Here is a 17674-nt window from a genome sequence, read left to right as displayed (position 1 = left end):
CGCCGAATCGCGTCTCTGCAGAGACGCCTTCTGTTATCTAGTCTTTGTCTCTTCGGCCTTGTGGTCGACGGTACGGCCGTCAACGGTCTTGGAATTGTCCGTCGGCGCGTCGTCGTCGGCCATGCCCTTCTTGAAGCTCTTGATGCCCTTGGCAACGTCGCCCATCAGATCCGGGATCTTGCCGCGGCCGAAGAAGATCAACACGATGACCAGAACGATCAACCAGTGCCATACACTGAAACTACCCATTTTCAAACTCCATGGATCGCGCGGCTAAAGCGCCTTTGGCCCGGTGTAAGCGTATTGCCGGAATTTTTCAAATACCAAATCGCGCCATGCATGCTCGAACGCGGCTCGGGGTGAGCAAGTCGATAACGTCTGCGTCATCAGAAGCGCGGACGACGGTTCTCGCAACTAGTCTGCGCCTTATTCGCCACCACCGCTCGGCGCCAGCAGGCCCAGTTCTTCCAGATCGAGCTGCGTGATCGGATCCTCATCCTCGGTCAGATCGTCCCCAAGCGAGGGGATTGGAATATTGAAATTCGGAGGGATACGCCCGGAAAGCATGCCGGCGCCCTTGAGTTCTTCGAGACCGGGGAGATCGCGCAGTTCTTCAAGACCGAAATGATCGAGAAAACCGATCGTCGTACCAAGCGTGACCGGACGCCCCGGCGAACGTCGCCGGCCCCGAAACCGTACGAAGCCTGCTTCCATCAGCACGTCGAGCGTGCCCTTGGACGTCTGGACGCCACGAATTTCCTCGATCTCGGCGCGCGTTACCGGCTGGTGATAGGCAATGATCGCCAGCACTTCCAGCGCGGCACGCGAAAGCTTCTTCACCTCGGTTTCATCGCGACGGATCATGAAGGACAGGTCGGCCGCTGTACGGAAAGCCCAGCGATCCTCGACCCGCAGGAGGTTGACGCCCCGCCCCGCATAGAAGGCCGCCAGCTGACGCATCGCAGCGGCGATATCCGTACCGCGCGGGAGGCGGTCGGCGAGATAGGCTTCTGAAACCGGTTCCGCCGAAGCGAAGACCAGTGCCTCGACTGTCCGCTGGATATCGAAGTCGGACAGGGTGAAACGCGGCGTCTCGCCCTGCCCGTTCTCGGCCTCCATCTCCGTTTCCGGAGGCAAGCTATCGTCTTCAGTCGTCTGCACGGTCACTCTCCTGTTCGGTCGAAACGACCGATAGCGGCGGTCTGCGCCCCTCGCGCAGATAGATCGGTTGGAAGGCGCCGTCCTGCCGCAGCTCGAGCTTGCCCTCCCGCACCAGTTCGAGCGAGGCGGCAAAGGCGCTTGCAGTCGCCGTCACCCGCTCTTCCGCCGGCATGTATCGCAACAGATAGTCCTGCAGCGCCGTCCAGTCTGCGATCTCGCCGATCATGTCGGTCAGCATCTGCCGCGCTTCGACCAGCGACCAGACTTTCCGGCGCTCGATCGTGACCTGCGTCACGGCCTGCCGTTGGCGAAGGTTGGCGTAGGCGGATAACAGGTCGTAGAGGCTCGCATCGAAGGCCGACTGGCTGCGTTGCGGAATATGCTCCGGCGCGCCGCGCACGAAGATATCGCGGCCGATGCGGTTGCGGTTGACCAGCATGGTCGCCTGTTCCCGCATGGATTCCAGCCGTTTCAAGCGAAACGCCAGAATGGCCGCCATTTCCTCACCGGTCGGGCCGTCATCGCCGCGGCTCTGCTGGGGGATCAACAGTTTGGATTTGAGAAATGCGAGCCATGCGGCCATGACCAGATAGTCGGCGGCAAGTTCGATGCGCACCTTGCGGGCACTTTCGATGAATTGGAGATACTGTTCGGCGAGAGCCAGAACTGAAATCCGCTGGAGGTCGACCTTCTGGGTGCGGGCCAGATGCAGAAGCAGATCAAGCGGCCCTTCGAAACCGGTGACGTCAATCACAAGCGCCGGGTCGGTGACCGCACGGTCCTCGGCATCCTGCCAGAGCTTTTCCATCGGCGTGGCGCTCTTCGATCGTTCGCTCGCCATGCGCCTCCCCTCCTGCAGCCTAGGACGTCGGCAGCAATGACCAGAATTCCGCCCGAACCGCCGCTTCATCGGCATCATCCGGCGTGCGGAAACCAGTCTCGACCGCCTGCGCGCGGCGCAGCGCCTCGCCGGCCAGCAGCGGAACCTTATCCACGACCTGCCTCATTTCGTCCATCAGGCCATTGCAATGCAAGACGATATCGCAGCCGCCGGCAACAATGTCGGCAGCGCGTTCGCCGAGTGTCCCCTTCAGGGCGTTCATGGAACTGTCGTCGGAAATCAACAAGCCGTCAAAACCGATCCGGCCGCGAATGACCTCTTCGATCACCTTGCGCGATGTCGTGGCCGGACGCTCCGGATCGAGTGCGGTAAAAACGATATGGGCGCTCATGGCCATCAATTCGTCCTTCATGGCCATGAACGGACGAAAATCATGCGCTTCAAGGTCTTCAAGCGGAGCATTCACCACTGGAAGCTCATGGTGCGAATCGGCCATGCCACGGCCGTGGCCGGGAATATGCTTCATGACAGGCAGCATGCCGCCAGCCTTGAGGCCCTCAGCCGCCGCCTGGCCCATTTCGGCCACCGTGACCGGATCGAAACCGTAAGCGCGGTCGCCGATGACATTGCTGGCACCTTCGACCGGCACGTCGAGGACCGGGAGGCAATCGACCGTAATGCCGAGCTTCATCAGATCGAAGGCGTGCAGGCGCGACATCAGCCATGCCGCGCGCAAACCCCTTGCCCTGTCCGCCCGGTAGAGTTCGCTGAGCAGCTGCGCCGGGGGATATTTCTCGATCATGGGCGGACGGATGCGCTGGACGCGTCCCCCTTCCTGGTCGATCAGGACCGGCGCATCGGGACGACCGACGGCGTCCCGCATGGCGGCGACCAGATCACGGATCTGCTCGGGCGCCTGCAGGTTGCGGGCAAACAGGATGAATCCCCAGGGGCGCTCGCCCTTGTAGAGGTCGATCTCATGGGGGGTAAGGGCGGTCCCGGCGCAGCCGAGAATCATTGCTTTTGATTCGCTCATGGCAGCAATCATAAAGCGGTCGGCTGCAATTGCGAGAGCGGCATTGCACCGTCTCTACGCCCATACGCAAAACGGGGCCATCGGCCCCGTCTGCTCTGTCAGATTGTTCAGTCGCTTAGCGCGTCACGAGGCAGCTGCCCCCGGCAGAGCGATACCGTTCGCAAAGCTGCACCGCTTCATCCTTGCCGCCAGCCGGGATGCGAACGCGGTAGAACGTCCCCTTGCCGGCAATCTCTGCAGCCTTGATATCGACGCCGCGACCACCGATGACCGTGCCGAACTTGTTCGACAGGTTCTGATAGGATTTCTGCGCATCGGCCTGCGACGGCAGCGAGGCAACCTGGATGAAATAGCCACCTGCCGCAATCGAGGCGACCTGCTGCGGTGCCGGGACCGCCTGCTGAACATTGCCGCGCTCCGAAACCGAAGCGACGACATTGACGGGCTGTTCGGCAGGACGTGCGGCAGGGACCGGTCGTGCCGGGGCGCTGGCGGTTACAAGCTCAGCCGGCTCCGACGGTTCTGCGGGAGCGCTCATCGGTGCCGGCGTGGCCGGAGCGATATGGGCTGTCTTCGGCGCTACCGTCGGCTCGGCCAGTGCCGGCTGCGCCGGAACCTTCTGCGAAGCCACCGGCTGTGCTGGCACAGCCGCCTGCTGGATAGCCGCCACGGGTGCGGAGACCTCCTGCTCGACCAGGGTGCCATCGGGCCGAACGACCATGGTACGAACCTTGCGCGGCATGACGCTGACCGGCTGCTCACCCTGCGGGAGGGCGTTTGCCTGCTGCGGCAGCAGACGCGGATCCTGCGTGTCCAGACCTTCGATCTGCGCTTCTTCCTCGCCCTGCAAAGGCAGGTTGTCGGATGTCAGCGTCCGCTGCACGACGTCCATAGGTTCTTCGTTGCTGGAAATCAGCGTTTCCTGGCGCGGCGCATCGCTGGACCCGCCGGCCACGCGTTCGTAGACCGCCTTATCCTGGTTGGGAACGGTCTTTCCGCCCGGATTTTCGGGCGCAATCTTGACCGGCTCCTTGTCCGCCGCAATGACCAGCGGCTGGCCGCTTTCGGCCTTGCCGGGAAGTCCGCTCGCATAATAGGCGTAAGCCGAAAGCCCTCCCATCAAAAGAACGCCGACAATCGCCGCAGGAGCACCCCAACGGACCTGCCGCGCCACGGCGGGCGCCGCATAGCCGTCGTCTCTGTCGTCGGTCGCACCCGCGCCCTGCGGCAGCGGGTTCGACAGACTGCGGCGGAAATCCTCTTCCAAGGCCCGCTCGAAGTCATCGAGATCGGCATCGTAGGATGGCTTTGCCACGGCTGCGGCCGGCTCTGCAACGGCGACCGGCACCGCGGTCGTCGGCGTTGCGCGCGACATCGTCGGCCGCGCCTGAGCGGAATTGTCCGTGGCGGCACTGCCTCTGGTGAGAGACGGGGCAGCTACCGGCGAAGCCTGCAGCAGATTGGCAAGTTCGGCATCGAGATCGATATCGAAATCGGCGTCGTGCTTCGGCAGGACGACGGGTTCTTCGACCGGCAATTCCGGCACGTCGACCTCGAACATGCTTTCGACATGCTCTTCGCCCTCGGCGATGAGCGTTGGATCGAACTGTTCGGCATCGACGGTCCCGCTGCTTGCAGCAAAGGGAGGGACATCGGCCGGCGCCGGTGCGTGTGCAGGAACATGGCTTGGAGGCGCACTATAGGCTGCGGCCTGCGATACGACCGGTCGCTCGTTCTGGTAAGCGGCCTGAACCGGGGCAACCGGGGCCGCCCCCGGGATAGACCGCGCAGGCGCGACGGGTTCCGGCTCGGAGAGTTCCGAAAAGTCGAGATCGAGATCGTCGAGCGCGAGCTCGAAATCGTCATCGATCAGATCGGCATCGGTCGGCGCCAGCTTGTCGGCCTGGTCGACGATGACCGGCTTCTGCGCCGAGATACGATCCGTATGACGGATCATTTCTTCCCGCTGCGAGAACACTGGCGTCTGCGCTACCGTAGCCGTCAATACCGCCTCGCGGCCCACGGATGCCGTGTCGACCGGCAGGGCCTGTTCCTGGATCGCAGCGGCGCTTACGGTCGGCTCCGGCATTGTCTGCGCAACTAACGAAACCGGCGTCTGCATGTCCTGTGACGGCTCGACCGCACGCGTTTCGACCGCAGGCATAGCGAGCGGCGCGAAACCCTCGCCTGTCAGTTCGCGCTCGAGGCTGCTCCAGATCGATTCGTTCGTTTCGACGGCAACTGGCTTGACGGCTTCAGTGGGCGCGACAGCGGCCGCCGCCACGGCGACTTGCGCAGGTTCGATTGGCGACGGCCGATAGGTTTCACGCGCAGGCGTGTCAGTGCGTTGGAAATTGGCGATCGGCATGCGGAAGCCGGGCTTATATCCCTTGTCAGCCGGACGCGCGGTCGGCGCCGCCTCGGACGGAGCCGCAACGTCGGCCGGGACCGTGACATCGGCCGACACCGCTTCATCCTGCATCGGCTGGCGCTGAACAGCAGGCGCAAGCGAGGACTCAAGTTCGGCCACCAGATCGGCATGCGAAAACGCCGCCCGTGGCTGGATGGGCATGGCCGGGGCACCGGCCGTCAGGTCGAATGGGAGATGCTGCAACGGCGGATTGCGGTCGACAGGTGCCGGCGTCTCGAATACCGGCATGGCGTGAGCGACGGCAACCGGCTGCGTCGTCTCGATAACGGGCGTCTCAACAGGCTGACGCGCGGAGCCGGCGACGACGGCCGGCCCGATATCGTTGGCAGGATCGAGGCGCGGCGCGTCGTAACGCTCGAATTCGCGCATCAATTCGTCTTCGAGATTAAACTCGGGTTCACGGCGCGGTGCCGCGGCCTGAGCAGATGGGCGTGCCGACCTGTCTTCGTAACCGACGATGCGGGCGAGTTCCGCCAGCGGATCGTCTTCCGCAAAGATGTCCGGACCATCGTGCCGGCCGAGTGCAAGGTTGTTGTCTGCCATTCCCTCGTCCACTTACCTACGCGTAACAATTGCATATGCCAGCGCAATATGGGGAAATGGTGGCAATGCTACCGCATTTCTACCGGAGCGTCAGTGCCCGCTATGGCGAGCCCTGACTTCAACACGGAAGCGACGGCATGCACCAACCCCAGTCTGGCTATACTCGATTCTCTGTTTTTGTCGTTAATAAATCGTAAGTCGACGTTTTGATTGCCCTTGGCCCAGTGCCCGTGGAAGGCGCTGGCGAGATCATAGAGATAGAAAACAACGCGATGCGGCTCTTGCGCCTGCGCCGCGGCCTCGATGACACGCGGGTATTCCGACAGCTTGGCGACGAGCTGCAACTCGTTCGGATCGGTAATACCGGCGACCGATTCGGCCAGATCGAGCGAATCAATATCAAGATCGGGGAATGCCTCGCGGGCCTGGCGGAAGACGGACATGCAGCGTGCATGCGCATACTGAACGTAGAAGACCGGGTTGTCCTTCGACTGTTCCGTCACTTTGGCAAAGTCGAAATCGAGCGGTTCGGAATTCTTGCGATAGAGCATCATGAAGCGCACGCTGTCGGACCCGACCTCGTCGACGACTTCCCGCAGCGTCACGAAATTGCCGGAACGCTTCGACATCTTGACCGGCTCGCCATCGCGGAAAAGCTTGACAAGCTGGCAGAGCAGAACGGTCAGTTTCGACTGCCCTTCCGATACAGCCCTTGCCACGGCTTCGAGCCGCTTCACGTAACCGCCATGGTCGGCACCCAGCACATAGATCATCTCTTCGAAGCCGCGATCGAACTTGTCCTTGAAGTAGGCGACGTCGGCGGCAAAGTAGGTGTAGGAGCCATCCGACTTGATCAACGGACGATCCATATCGTCGCCGACTTCGGTCGAGCGGAACAGGGTCTGCTCCCGATCTTCCCAGTCTTCCGTCACCTCGCCCTTCGGCGGCGGCAAGGCGCCGCGATAGACATGGCCCTTGAAGGTCAGATCGTTGATCGCCGTGCGGATCTTCTGCGCACCGTCGGCATGAAGCGCACGCTCGGAAAAGAAGATTTCGTGATGAACGTTGAGCGCGTGCAAATCCTCGCGGATCATCGCCATCATCGCGTCGATCGCCCGATCCTTCACGATCGGCATCCATTCGTCCTGCGGCATGTTGTGCAGACGCGTGCCGAATTCCCGCGCCAGTTCCTCGCCAACGGGCACGAGGTAGTCGCCGGGATAGAGACCTTCGGGGATGGCGCCGATGGTTTCCCCAAGCGCCTCCCGATATCGCAGGAACACCGATTTTGCCAGAACATCGATCTGACCGCCGGCATCATTGATGTAATATTCCTTGGTCACGTCGTAGCCGGCAAAGGCCATCAGATTGGCCAGGGCGTCACCGACGACCGCGCCGCGGCAATGACCGACATGCATCGGCCCGGTCGGATTGGCGGACACGAATTCGACGTTGACCTTGCGGTTGCCGCCGATCGCGGAACGTCCGTAATCGGTCCCGCCCGCGATCATGACGGCGAGAACGCGCTGCCAATAACCGGTGGACAGGCGAATATTGATGAAACCGGGACCCGCCACCGACACTTCGCTGACATCCGTGTCTGCGCGCATCGCCTGCGCGATGAGGTCTGCCAGCGCCCGCGGATTGGTGCCGAGCGGCTTGGCCAGCACCATGGCCGCATTTGTTGCGACATCGCCATGGCTCTGGTCTCGCGGAGGCTCGATGGTGATACGGCCGAAATCGAGCTCGGCGCGCTTTTCCTTCACGATATCCAGCGTTTCCAGGGCAGCTTTGATGCGCAGGTCGAAATCGGCAAAAAGGTTCATGGTCTATAATCCGCGCGGCAGGCCCAAACGCCCCCGCGATAGTGGTTCATGTGGCGGGGTGCCTAACGCAATTCGGGGGTCCGGTCAAACAGCCGCAGATGGGCCTTGACGGCATAGGTATCGGTCATGCCGGCCAGGTAGTCGCCAACATGGCGTGCTCGCGCGGCCTCGCTGAGTTCGGCCATCTGGCTGACCCAATAATGACTTTGCATCTCCTGCGGCGCTGCCATGTAGGCGCGGAAAAGATCGCAGACGATCTCGGCCGCCCCGGCTCGGATCCGCATGATATCCGGGTGGCGATAGATGCGGGTAAACAGCAGCTTCTTGATCTGTCGGTCGGTTTCCGCCATCTCCGCGGAAAAGGTCGCCATCGGCAGATCGGCGGCGCGAATATCGGCAGCGCTTTGCGGCTTGAGTATTGCCAGCCGCTGCTGCGCAACGCCGATGACGTCCTCCACCATATGGGTAATCTGCCGGCGCATGATCTCGTGCGCGAACCGGCTGGGTTCAAGGTTGGGATAGCGGTCCCGCACCCCGCGCATCATCGCTGCAAGAAACGGCACTTCCTCCAGCATGTCGAGCGTCAGGAAACCGGAGCGCAGGCCATCATCGATATCATGCGTGTTGTAGGCGATATCGTCGGCAATCGCCGCAACCTGCGCTTCGAGGCTGGCGAAACTGGCGATTTCCAGATCGTGGATTTCGCAATAGTCGAGGATTGGCTGCGGCACCGGCCCCTTGATGCCCTGGCCCGCTTTCGTCATCATCGGCCCGTTGTGCTTGACCAGGCCTTCAAGACTCTCCCAGGTCAGGTTCAAGCCGTCGAAATCCGCATAGCGACGCTCCAGCTTGGTAACGATGCGCAAGGACTGAGCATTGTGGTCGAAGCCGCCGTAAGGTTTCAGCATCTCGTCCAGCGCATCTTCGCCGGTATGGCCGAACGGCGTGTGGCCGAAATCGTGAACCAGCGCCACGCCTTCGGCAAGATCCTCATCGACCTTGAGCGCGCGCGCCAGCGCGCGGGCGATCTGCGCAACCTCGATCGTGTGGGTGAGCCGTGTGCGGTAATGGTCGCCATCGACCCCGATAAACACCTGCGTCTTGTGTTTCAGGCGGCGAAAGGCTGTGGTGTGGACGATGCGATCGCGGTCGCGCTGGAATTCGGATCGGGTCAGGCTGCCCGCTTCGGGAAACAGCCGGCCGCGCGAGGTCCAGGGATCGGCCGCGAAAATCGCCCTGTCGCCGCTTCCAAAACCCAGACTGCGTGTGTCGATCGTCATTCAAAAGCCTTCCAGAAACGCCGCGAAGCATTGACGCGTCATTTAACCCTTCATACCTATAGTGCAACAAGGCTATAAAGCCGATGACCATATCTCGCCGGACCTTCAATCCGGAAGGAGCCTCAAATGACCAATGATGTTACCGTCTCCGACGCTGCTGCCAAGCGGATCGCCGAAATCGTCAGCGCCGATGTTGGAAAGCAGGCACTGCGTGTCTCCGTAGAAGGCGGCGGCTGCTCGGGTTTTTCCTACAAATTCGATCTGGTGGAGGATCAGCAAGAGGACGATATCGTGATTGCCAAGGGTGGCGCGAAAGTGCTCGTTGACAGCCTATCCCTCGTCTACATGGCCGGTTCGGAAATCGATTTCGTCGACAATCTCCTGGGCCAGTCCTTTCAGATCCGGAATCCGAATGCCGTCGCAAGTTGCGGATGCGGCACGAGTTTTGCCATCTGACGAGCGCTGACCGTCTTTTTCCTTCCAATGCGCCGGCCTTGCGATAAAAAGGCCCGAACGGAAGGAAGTCTGGCTTATGAAAATCGCGACCTGGAACATCAACGGCGTCAAGGCACGGATCGACAACCTGCGCGCCTGGCTGACCGAATCGTCGCCGGATATTGCCTGCCTCCAGGAAATCAAATCCATCGATGAGGGATTTCCGCGTCTGGAGATCGAGGCGCTCGGCTATCATGTCGAAACCCATGGCCAGAAGGGTTTCAACGGCGTCGCGATCCTTTCCAAGACCAAGCCCGACGAGGTGATGCGCGGTCTGCCCGGCGACGACAGCGACGAACAGTCGCGCTATATCGAAGCTGTCTTTTCGCGGCCGGGCGGCGTCCTTCGCGTGGCGTCGATTTACCTGCCTAACGGCAATCCGTCCGACGATCCGGTCAAATACCCTTACAAGCTTGCCTGGATCGAGCGGCTGCGCCTGCATGCGGCAAAGCTACTGCTGCTTGAGGAACCGCTTATTCTGGCAGGGGACTACAATGTCATTCCCGAGCCGCATGATTGTTTCGATCCGGCCGCTTGGGCCACCGATGCACTTTTCCTGCCGCAGACACGTGCTGCCTTCCGCCGTCTGGAGGCACTCGGTCTCACCGACGCCGTGCGCGCCACGACCGATGCGACGAAACTCTATACGTTCTGGGATTATCAGGCCGGCGCCTGGCAGAAGAACAACGGCATCCGCATCGACCATCTGCTTCTGTCGCCGGAAGCCAGCGATCGTCTGAAATCGACCTCGATCGAGAAGACGACGCGTGCGTGGGAAAAGCCGTCAGACCATGTGCCGGTGTCAGCCGTGTTCGATTTCGCCTGAGCCTGAGACCCAGCCGGGAAACGCACCCGGCTTCAGTCACGCCAACCGACCCAGTTTTGAGCTTCGGACCGCGCACACCGCGCCTTGCTCAGTCGCCGCTCCGCTCCAGGCTCTGCGCCAGAGCGACCGCGTTGCGACGGTCGTTTTCGGTGGACAGCGAGAAGGCGTCCTCCTGCATCTGCTGCATCCAGGGGCAATCCTTCTTGCCGCAGCGATCGAGCGCCGCGGTCATGAAGGCGAGTCCGCGAAGCGTCTGGCCTTCATCGAACAGGATATTGCCGAACACGGCCATGGCCCCGGCATGGCCGCTCTTGCGCGCCTGATTAAGCCATTTCTTGGCCTGCTGCACATCGGTGCGGCCGCCCTCGCCAGCGAGCATCATACGAGCAAGCCGGAACTGCGCCTCGGCCACGCCGAAGGCGGAGGCCGCCTGGAAATAGAGCTGGCGTGCCTGATAAAGATCGGCCTTCACCGGCGTCCCGGGGATCCCCTCGCGATAATAGCCGGCAAGCGACAGCAAGGCGTTGATGAAGAAGCCGGTATCTTCCGAGCCGGGCTCGACGCCCTGGCTGGCGATATCGCTATAGATCTTGAAGGCTTCGAAATCGTTCTGCACGACGCCGTCGCCATAGGCATACATGTTGGCGAGAGCCCAGCGCGAGCCGGTATGACCCTTTTCGGCGGCGTAACGATAGGCTTCCACCGCATCCTTCTTCTGACCGTTCTTGTAGGCCTTGAAGCCGAACTTGAAGAGATCGAACGGACCGGATTCCTTGTTGACGCCCGCATTGATGTCGAAAGCCGAGGCAGGCGCGGCAGCTATCGATGCCAGCACGAATACGAGGAAAGCAGCTCTCAGGGAGCGTAGTTCAGTCTTCAGCATGGTTCAGACTTCTTCCGCCTCGCAGCATTCGGAACGCAGCGAAATGCCATGTATTTTCGCCAAACTGGCAGATGCACCCAAGGCGGGCCGCCGATCGCATCCCATGCTCATGCCGATACTCCAATACACACTCTGGCCCCTACGCTCAGGATGGACACGGTTCTGTCCGAACATCGTCTTCCAGGGGAGCTGCACCATCGTCCGATCGGAGAAACAGTAGTCCCGGTTTTCGGCAAGACTACGACCTTTAGCCGCAGCCATGGATACGAGAACGCCACCGCAAATCGCAGACTGCCGAGAGCCTTGATTCAATGACATTTCTTCCGAATAACCGCCCATATTTCCCCGACAACGAGCCCCGCCCCCGAGGTCCGTACATTTCGTTGCAACTATCGCTGCGCTCTGTTTGTGGCGGGAAATGGACAAATTCCACCACAAAAACGCTGGCGCTCATGGTCGCAGACAGATGTTGCCAAATCGTCACATTTTCAGCCGCCAATTTCGACCTCTGATCGCGCGGCCGGCCGGCAAAAAGCCCGGCGGCAAACCGGGCTTTCGTGATCTTCACAGCAGTTAGGGCTAGGCCTTAGAATCTGACTTTAACGGATGTCGAGACAGCTGCAACGAGATCATTGTCGAAGTCGTAATGCACGTCATTGCCGACGGTTGCCCCGTCGATGATGACCGTGCCGGAGGAACCGCTGGTCAGGATACCGAGCACACCGGCAAGCCGGAACTCGACATTCTTGGTCGGCGTATAGGAAACGCCGGTACCGACGGTCCAGGTATCGGTCTGCGTGCCATATCCCTGCGACGTACCGCGATCCCAAGTCAGCGATACCGCGCCGCTCCACTGCTCGTTGAACTTATGGCCGATGCCGCCGCTGATCGTCCAGCCGTCGCGATAGCCCAAGTCGAGCGAAGTGGCGACGATGCCCGGACCGCACAGGGTCGGTGCGCCGGGGACGTTGCAGCTGAACGTCACGCGCTGAAGCTGGCTCCAGTCGGTCCATTTAACGGAGCCGAATGCCAGCCAATCCGGCGCGATACCGGACTGCAGCTTGAGTTCGAGGGAATCAGGCATAGCCTGCGAACCATAGACCGGCAGAACGCCGCCATTGGGAAGCGGCAGCGGAACCTGGCTGAGGTTCAACGTGCCGGTGATGTCGTCAAGCTTCACCTCGCTGTTATAGACGAGGCTCGCCCGCAGTGCATATTCCGGGATCTCGTAGGCGACGCCAGCGCGCCAGCCCCAGCCGTCGCCTTCCAGATCGAGACGACCGATGCCGGTGCGACCGCCCGTCAGGATCGGCGGAAGGCCCGTCAGGTCCTGAACAAGGCGCTCCTTGAAACCGTAGACCTCCTGATAGAAGGCACCACCGATCAGGCGGAGCTGACCCGGTCCGGCATCGAATCGATAGGAGCAGGTCAGCGCGTAGTTGCGGCTGTTGACCTTGGTTTCGATATTCTGGTTGGCACCGGCCCAGTTGCGGCCAGGTTTCAGATGGGCGCCCCAGGGCTGCGAGTAGTCGAACATGCAGTCCGCATTTTCAACGCCGCCCTTGATGCCCAGACGCGTGGTCCAATAATTTTCGCTGTCGTTCGCGGTGTCCGAAAGGCCGTTGAGGTTGCCACCCGGACGCGGGCCCGGAGGTGCCGCAACCAGACCCGGATCGTCTACGACATTCTTCAGTTCGCGATCGGGAGCGACAAAGGTCGTCGCGGCTTCCGCCGCAACCGACGACGGATCGAAAAGCAGATCGATATTGTAACCGCCTCGTTCAAGGCCGCCAGCAAATGCAGGCGCCTGCACGGCCAGCAACCCGCCGGCAGCAAGAACAATCGAGGCAGTCTTAGTTTTGAACGTCATGTGAACCCGCTCCTCCCAGCAGTTGTGGGAATCAGTGTGATGCAGTTATCCGCAAATAACAACTTTCCGTGACGGGCGGAATATCGCTGCAAACCATTGAAAATTGACGTGGGCCGATGAAGAAGCTGCACTTGTGCGCTTCTTGGTAGAATTTCGTTTCACAGCCACGCGGAATGGGCGGTCTCATTAGAATGATTTCACGCAACCGGCAGTGGCCGTGGCACCGCCGCAACAGCGGCACCTTTTCACCCATCTTGGAACACAAAAGGCGCGCCGGTTACCCGGCGCGCCTTTTACCACTCAAATCCAAGGGGTTATCCCAGACTCAATCCGCCTCGTTCAGCCGCTGCAACGCCGTCAGCAAGCTGGCACGCTGGACCTCGAGTTCGGCAAGACGCTCCCGTTCCGCCGCGACCACCTCCGGATCGGCGTTGGCGACGAATTTCTCGTTCGACAACTTGCCCTTGGCGCGGCCGATATCGGCATCCACCTTGAAAAGGGTCTTCTCGATCCGCGCCCGTTCGGCCGCAAAATCGATCAGGCTGCCAAGCGGCAGGCAGGCCGTTGCCTCACCGACGATCACCTGGGCCGCGCCCTTCGGCGCCGTGTCTGCCAGCGAGATGGCGTCCACGCGCGCGAGACGACGGATGGCAGCATCATGTCGCTGCAGACGGCCATGCGTCAGTTCGCTGGCGCCGACGACGATCAACGGCGCCGTTGCCGATGGCGGTACGTTCATCTCCGAGCGCGCCGACCGCAAACCGGTGACGAGATCCACCAGCCAGTTGATTTCGGCGGCTGCCGTTGCATCCGCGAATTCCGGAACCGGCCAATCGGTATGGCACAAAAGATTGGCACGGCTGTCGGTATGAGCCCACAGCTCTTCGGTCATGAAGGGCATGAACGGATGCAACAGCTTGTAGATCTCTTCAAGAACGTAGGCGGCGCAGCCCTGCGCTTCCCTCTTGGCAACCTCGTCGTCACCCATGAAGATCGGCTTCAGGAGCTCCAGATACCAGTCGCAGAACTGGTTCCAGACGAAACGATAGAGCGAAGACGCTGCCTCGTTGAAGCGATGCGTCTCGATCGCCTCAGTGACGTCACGGATGGTGAGGCCGAGTTCCGTCAGGATCCAGCGGTTGATCGTCAGCGTCGTCGCATCCGGAATGAAATGCGGATCGCGCTTGACGCCGTTCATCTCCGCAAAACGCGTCGCATTCCACAGCTTGGTGCCAAAGTTGCGGTAGCCGGCGATACGGGCCGGGTCGAGTTTCACGTCACGTCCCTGCGCCGCCATGATGGCGAGCGTGAAGCGCAGCGCATCGGCACCATATTCGTCGATCAGTTCCAGCGGATCGATGACGTTGCCCTTCGACTTCGACATCTTCTGGCCGTTCTTGTCGCGAACCAGCGCGTGAACGTAAACCGTGTTGAACGGCTCGACGGCATTACCCTCCTCGTCCTTCATGAAGTGCAGGCCCATCATCATCATGCGGGCAACCCAGAAGAAGATGATGTCGAAACCGGTGACGAGCGTGTTGGTTGGGTAATAGCGCGCCAATTCCGGCGTGTTATCCGGCCAGCCGAGCGTCGAGAACGGCCACAGTGCGGACGAGAACCACGTATCGAGAACGTCCTCGTCGCGCGTGAGGATCGAGCCCGGCTCGTAGTTTTCGAGCCTTTCCTGAACCCAGGCCTTCCATGGACCTTCATGGGCCAGATAATGCTGAACGGCAGCGTCGAGCGCTTCTTCCTCGGATTTTTCGACGAAGCACTGGCCATCCGGGCCGTACCAGGCCGGAATCTGATGCCCCCACCAGAGCTGGCGCGAAATGCACCATGGCTCGATGTTTTCCATCCAGTCAAAGTAGGTCTTTTCCCAGTTCTTCGGGACAAAATTGGTGCGGCCTTCGCGAACGGAAGCGATCGCCGGCTCGGCCAGCGTCTTGGCGTCGGCGAACCACTGGTCGGTCAGCATCGGTTCGATGACGACCCCGGAGCGGTCGCCGAACGGCTGCATGATCTTCTTTTTCTCGACGTAAGGAATATCGTTGCCTTCGGCATCCTTGACCGTGACAGCCAGACCTTCGGCATTGATCGTCTCGACGATCTTGGCGCGAGCGACCATGCGGTCGAGGCCACGATATTCGTCGGGAACGAGGTTGATCTCGTCGACCTCGGCCTCGCTCGGCAGTTCGCCGGACTTGGTGATGGCGGCAGCCTTTGCCGCGCATTCGGCGTAGCTTTCGCCATCGGTGCGCATGGCGGCAACCGTATCCATAAGGCGGTAAAGCGGGATCCTGTTGCGCTTGGCGACCTGATAGTCGTTGAAGTCATGCGCACCGGTGATCTTGACCGCACCCGAACCGAAATCCGGCTCCGGATATTCGTCGGTGATGATCGGGATCAGGCGGCGATGCTCCTTCGGACCGACCGGAATTTCGCAGAGCTTGCCAATAATAGGCGCATAACGCTCGTCGGACGGATGGACGGCAACCGCGCCATCACCCAGCATGGTTTCGGGACGGGTGGTGGCGATCGAGATATAGTCGCGCTCTTCCGACAGCGTGACGTTACCGTCGGCATCCTTCTCGACATAGGTATAGGTTTCGCCGCCGGCCAGCGGGTACTTGAAGTGCCACATATGGCCGTCGACTTCCTTCGACTCGACTTCGAGATCGGAAATCGCCGTCTCGAATTTCGGGTCCCAGTTGACCAGCCGCTTGCCGCGGTAGATCAGGCCCTGCTTGTAGAGCGTGACGAAAACCTCGAGAACGGCCTTGGAAAGCCCCTCGTCCATGGTGAACCGCTCGCGCGACCAGTCACAGGAGGCGCCCAGGCGCTTCAACTGGTTGAAGATGAGCCCGCCGGACTCTTCCTTCCACTCCCAGACTTTTTCGATGAATGCCTCGCGACCAAGGTCGCGACGAGTAACATTGCTACCATTTTCGGCCAGCTTGCGCTCGACAACCATCTGCGTGGCAATACCGGCATGGTCCATGCCCGGCTGCCACAACACGTCCTTGCCGCGCATGCGCTCGAAGCGGACCATGATGTCCTGCAGCGTGTTGTTGAGCGCGTGGCCCATATGCAGCGAACCGGTGACGTTCGGCGGAGGGATCACGATGGTGAAGGTTTCCGCATCCGGCTTGGCATTGACGCCGGCACGAAACGCGTTTGCCTCGTCCCAGGCGGATGCGATTTTCGGTTCGACGGCGGCGGAATCGAAGGTCTTATCGAGCATTTCCTGACCCGTTTTTCTTTTCTGAATAGGATGGTGCGGTGTTACGTATGTGGGGCGGGTGAAGTCAATAAAAAAGCCGCCCCGTCGCCGGAGCGGCCTGACCCGTCGCCACAGCAGCAGGAGTTTATCGGCGGGGGCCGCGGGCCACGCGCTCGATCTCCTCGCGCACGAGACGTTCGACGAGTGTCGGCAGATTGTAGTCCAGCCATTCCTGCAGCATGGGCCGCAACATGTCCTGTGCCATTTCCTCGACGGACTGCTTATTGAAGCCATCCAGCATATCGGCTAGTTCGCCAAAGGAGCGGGCAACCTGCGCACCGGCTTCGGCCGACATCAGGTTGGCAGCAGCCTCGATCTTGGCCGGCAGACTTTCCGCGCGGGCCTCGTCCAAGGGCGCTTCCGCGGCAGCTTCCGCAGTCTGGTCAACAGCGCCCGGTTCGTCAAAAACGATCTTTGGAAGGGTCGGTTCGGCGGCAGATTCCACGATGCGGGGCATCCTTTCAGGTTCGGCAGGCGCGTCGTCGGGGGTAAAGCCCGCAACGCCGAGTTCCGGAATGGCCGGCAGAACGGGACGCGGCAAGGGTCGTGGCGACGCAGTGGCGACGGGCTGTGGCTGCGGCTGCGAGATCGAGGCGGGCTCGCCGGCAGCCTTCAAAGGTTCCCGTGCAACCTCGGAGGGCGCTTCAGGTGCGCGGCTGGAAGCGGCGCGCACACGGGCAGCCACGTCGGCGAGCGAAAGCGAGCGTTCCGGGACGGCTGCGGGACTAGCCTCGGTCTCGGTTCGTTGGCGGGTCTGCGCCTCGTGCTCGCTGCGCAATGGCGTCGGAAAATCACTACCTTGCAAACTCGACCGAGACACGGTTGCGTCGCGCGCGGGAATGCCGCGGTCATTCGCGGCCATGTCCGGCACGAAGGCAAGATCGCCGGCATCATCAGAAATGCCGTCATCATCGTTGTAATCGGAAAAGTCACGACGCGCGGAACCTTCAACGACCGGTTCATTGCTCTCGATGATCCGGCGTATCGAAGCCAGGATCTCTTCCATGGAGGGTTCACGCGCTACACTTGGCTGAGCCATACTCTTCCCCGATCTGACGGTTCGCGGATCCGCAGCCTCAAGTATGAGCCGGGACGAATCATCGGCATTTTAACGGGAAAGCCCGCCTCGAAACAATCGATGGCGGGCCAGTCATGCTGCGCGTGCACAGATTTGTTCGACGCGTCCCGCTATCCGGCGC

General features: G+C 61.2%; 13 protein-coding genes. 2 read left to right on the top strand and 11 right to left on the bottom strand.

The window, feature by feature from the left end:
- Nucleotides 1-33 precede the first annotated feature (33 nt).
- The 7 genes from ACQKKX_RS08980 to ACQKKX_RS08950 form a co-directional block, all read right to left on the bottom strand.
- Nucleotides 34-249, bottom strand: a complete 216-nt coding sequence (locus ACQKKX_RS08980; protein ID WP_427570275.1) for a twin-arginine translocase TatA/TatE family subunit — start codon at nt 247-249, stop codon at nt 34-36.
- A gap of 177 nt (nt 250-426) precedes the next feature.
- Nucleotides 427-1161 carry an SMC-Scp complex subunit ScpB gene (gene scpB, locus ACQKKX_RS08975; RefSeq protein WP_427570274.1) on the bottom strand — a complete coding sequence of 245 codons (735 nt, stop codon included), beginning with the start codon at nt 1159-1161 and terminating at the stop codon, nt 427-429.
- Nucleotides 1148-2002, bottom strand: a complete 855-nt coding sequence (locus tag ACQKKX_RS08970; protein WP_427570273.1) for a segregation and condensation protein A — start codon at nt 2000-2002, stop codon at nt 1148-1150. Before ACQKKX_RS08970 ends, scpB begins: the two co-directional genes overlap by 14 nt.
- Before the next feature lie 19 nt (nt 2003-2021).
- Complete coding sequence (gene nagZ, locus ACQKKX_RS08965) at nt 2022-3038, bottom strand: beta-N-acetylhexosaminidase (protein ID WP_427570272.1); 1017 nt, start codon at nt 3036-3038, stop codon at nt 2022-2024.
- Nucleotides 3039-3153: 115 nt separating this feature from the next.
- Complete coding sequence (locus ACQKKX_RS08960) at nt 3154-6012, bottom strand: SPOR domain-containing protein (protein ID WP_427570271.1); 2859 nt, start codon at nt 6010-6012, stop codon at nt 3154-3156.
- Between the two features lie 68 nt (nt 6013-6080).
- Nucleotides 6081-7838: an arginine--tRNA ligase gene (gene argS / locus ACQKKX_RS08955; protein ID WP_427570270.1), complete on the bottom strand. Its 1758-nt coding sequence runs from the start codon at nt 7836-7838 to the stop codon at nt 6081-6083.
- 62 nt (nt 7839-7900) lie between these two features.
- Nucleotides 7901-9118, bottom strand: coding sequence for a deoxyguanosinetriphosphate triphosphohydrolase (locus ACQKKX_RS08950; protein WP_427570269.1), 1218 nt, complete (start codon nt 9116-9118; stop codon nt 7901-7903).
- 126 nt (nt 9119-9244) lie between these two features.
- Between ACQKKX_RS08950 and erpA the strand changes: the two genes are divergently transcribed.
- Nucleotides 9245-9574, top strand: a complete 330-nt coding sequence (erpA, locus tag ACQKKX_RS08945) for an iron-sulfur cluster insertion protein ErpA (protein ID WP_427570268.1) — start codon at nt 9245-9247, stop codon at nt 9572-9574.
- 76 nt (nt 9575-9650) lie between these two features.
- Nucleotides 9651-10439, top strand: coding sequence for an exodeoxyribonuclease III (xth, locus tag ACQKKX_RS08940; RefSeq protein ID WP_427570267.1), 789 nt, complete (start codon nt 9651-9653; stop codon nt 10437-10439).
- Nucleotides 10440-10527: 88 nt separating this feature from the next.
- Here xth and exoR read toward each other — a convergent pair whose 3' ends face one another.
- The 4 genes from exoR to ACQKKX_RS08920 form a co-directional block, all read right to left on the bottom strand.
- Nucleotides 10528-11322: an exopolysaccharide production regulator ExoR gene (exoR, locus tag ACQKKX_RS08935; RefSeq protein ID WP_427570266.1), complete on the bottom strand. Its 795-nt coding sequence runs from the start codon at nt 11320-11322 to the stop codon at nt 10528-10530.
- A gap of 586 nt (nt 11323-11908) precedes the next feature.
- The gene (locus tag ACQKKX_RS08930; protein WP_427570265.1) at nt 11909-13192 is read right to left on the bottom strand and encodes an OmpP1/FadL family transporter; all 1284 of its coding nucleotides are present in this window, start codon (nt 13190-13192) and stop codon (nt 11909-11911) included.
- 325 nt (nt 13193-13517) lie between these two features.
- The gene (locus ACQKKX_RS08925; protein WP_427570264.1) at nt 13518-16436 is read right to left on the bottom strand and encodes a valine--tRNA ligase; all 2919 of its coding nucleotides are present in this window, start codon (nt 16434-16436) and stop codon (nt 13518-13520) included.
- A 124-nt stretch (nt 16437-16560) separates the two neighbouring features.
- Nucleotides 16561-17514, bottom strand: a complete 954-nt coding sequence (locus ACQKKX_RS08920) for a DUF2497 domain-containing protein (RefSeq protein WP_427570263.1) — start codon at nt 17512-17514, stop codon at nt 16561-16563.
- Between the last annotated feature and the right edge of the window lie 160 nt (nt 17515-17674).

Origin of the sequence: Neorhizobium sp. NPDC001467, from assembly GCF_050275975.1 — a bacterium.
Lineage (GTDB): Bacteria > Pseudomonadota > Alphaproteobacteria > Rhizobiales > Rhizobiaceae > Neorhizobium.
The sequence above is the reverse complement of the archived record's forward strand: the minus strand, read 5'-3'. Positions and strand labels throughout refer to the sequence as shown.

Bases quoted from the DNA above. Each gene is read 5' to 3' on its own strand.
- ACQKKX_RS08920 (WP_427570263.1), bottom strand. From the start codon at position 17,514: ATGGCTCAGCCAAGTGTAGCGCGTGAACCCTCCATGGAAGAGATCCTG.
- ACQKKX_RS08980 (WP_427570275.1), bottom strand. From the start codon at position 249: ATGGGTAGTTTCAGTGTATGGCACTGGTTGATCGTTCTGGTCATCGTG.
- ACQKKX_RS08930 (WP_427570265.1), bottom strand. From the start codon at position 13,192: ATGACGTTCAAAACTAAGACTGCCTCGATTGTTCTTGCTGCCGGCGGG.
- erpA (WP_427570268.1), top strand. From the start codon at position 9,245: ATGACCAATGATGTTACCGTCTCCGACGCTGCTGCCAAGCGGATCGCC.
- ACQKKX_RS08970 (WP_427570273.1), bottom strand. From the start codon at position 2,002: ATGGCGAGCGAACGATCGAAGAGCGCCACGCCGATGGAAAAGCTCTGG.
- nagZ (WP_427570272.1), bottom strand. From the start codon at position 3,038: ATGAGCGAATCAAAAGCAATGATTCTCGGCTGCGCCGGGACCGCCCTT.
- ACQKKX_RS08950 (WP_427570269.1), bottom strand. From the start codon at position 9,118: ATGACGATCGACACACGCAGTCTGGGTTTTGGAAGCGGCGACAGGGCG.
- ACQKKX_RS08925 (WP_427570264.1), bottom strand. From the start codon at position 16,436: ATGCTCGATAAGACCTTCGATTCCGCCGCCGTCGAACCGAAAATCGCA.
- argS (WP_427570270.1), bottom strand. From the start codon at position 7,838: ATGAACCTTTTTGCCGATTTCGACCTGCGCATCAAAGCTGCCCTGGAA.
- xth (WP_427570267.1), top strand. From the start codon at position 9,651: ATGAAAATCGCGACCTGGAACATCAACGGCGTCAAGGCACGGATCGAC.
- ACQKKX_RS08960 (WP_427570271.1), bottom strand. From the start codon at position 6,012: ATGGCAGACAACAACCTTGCACTCGGCCGGCACGATGGTCCGGACATC.
- exoR (WP_427570266.1), bottom strand. From the start codon at position 11,322: ATGCTGAAGACTGAACTACGCTCCCTGAGAGCTGCTTTCCTCGTATTC.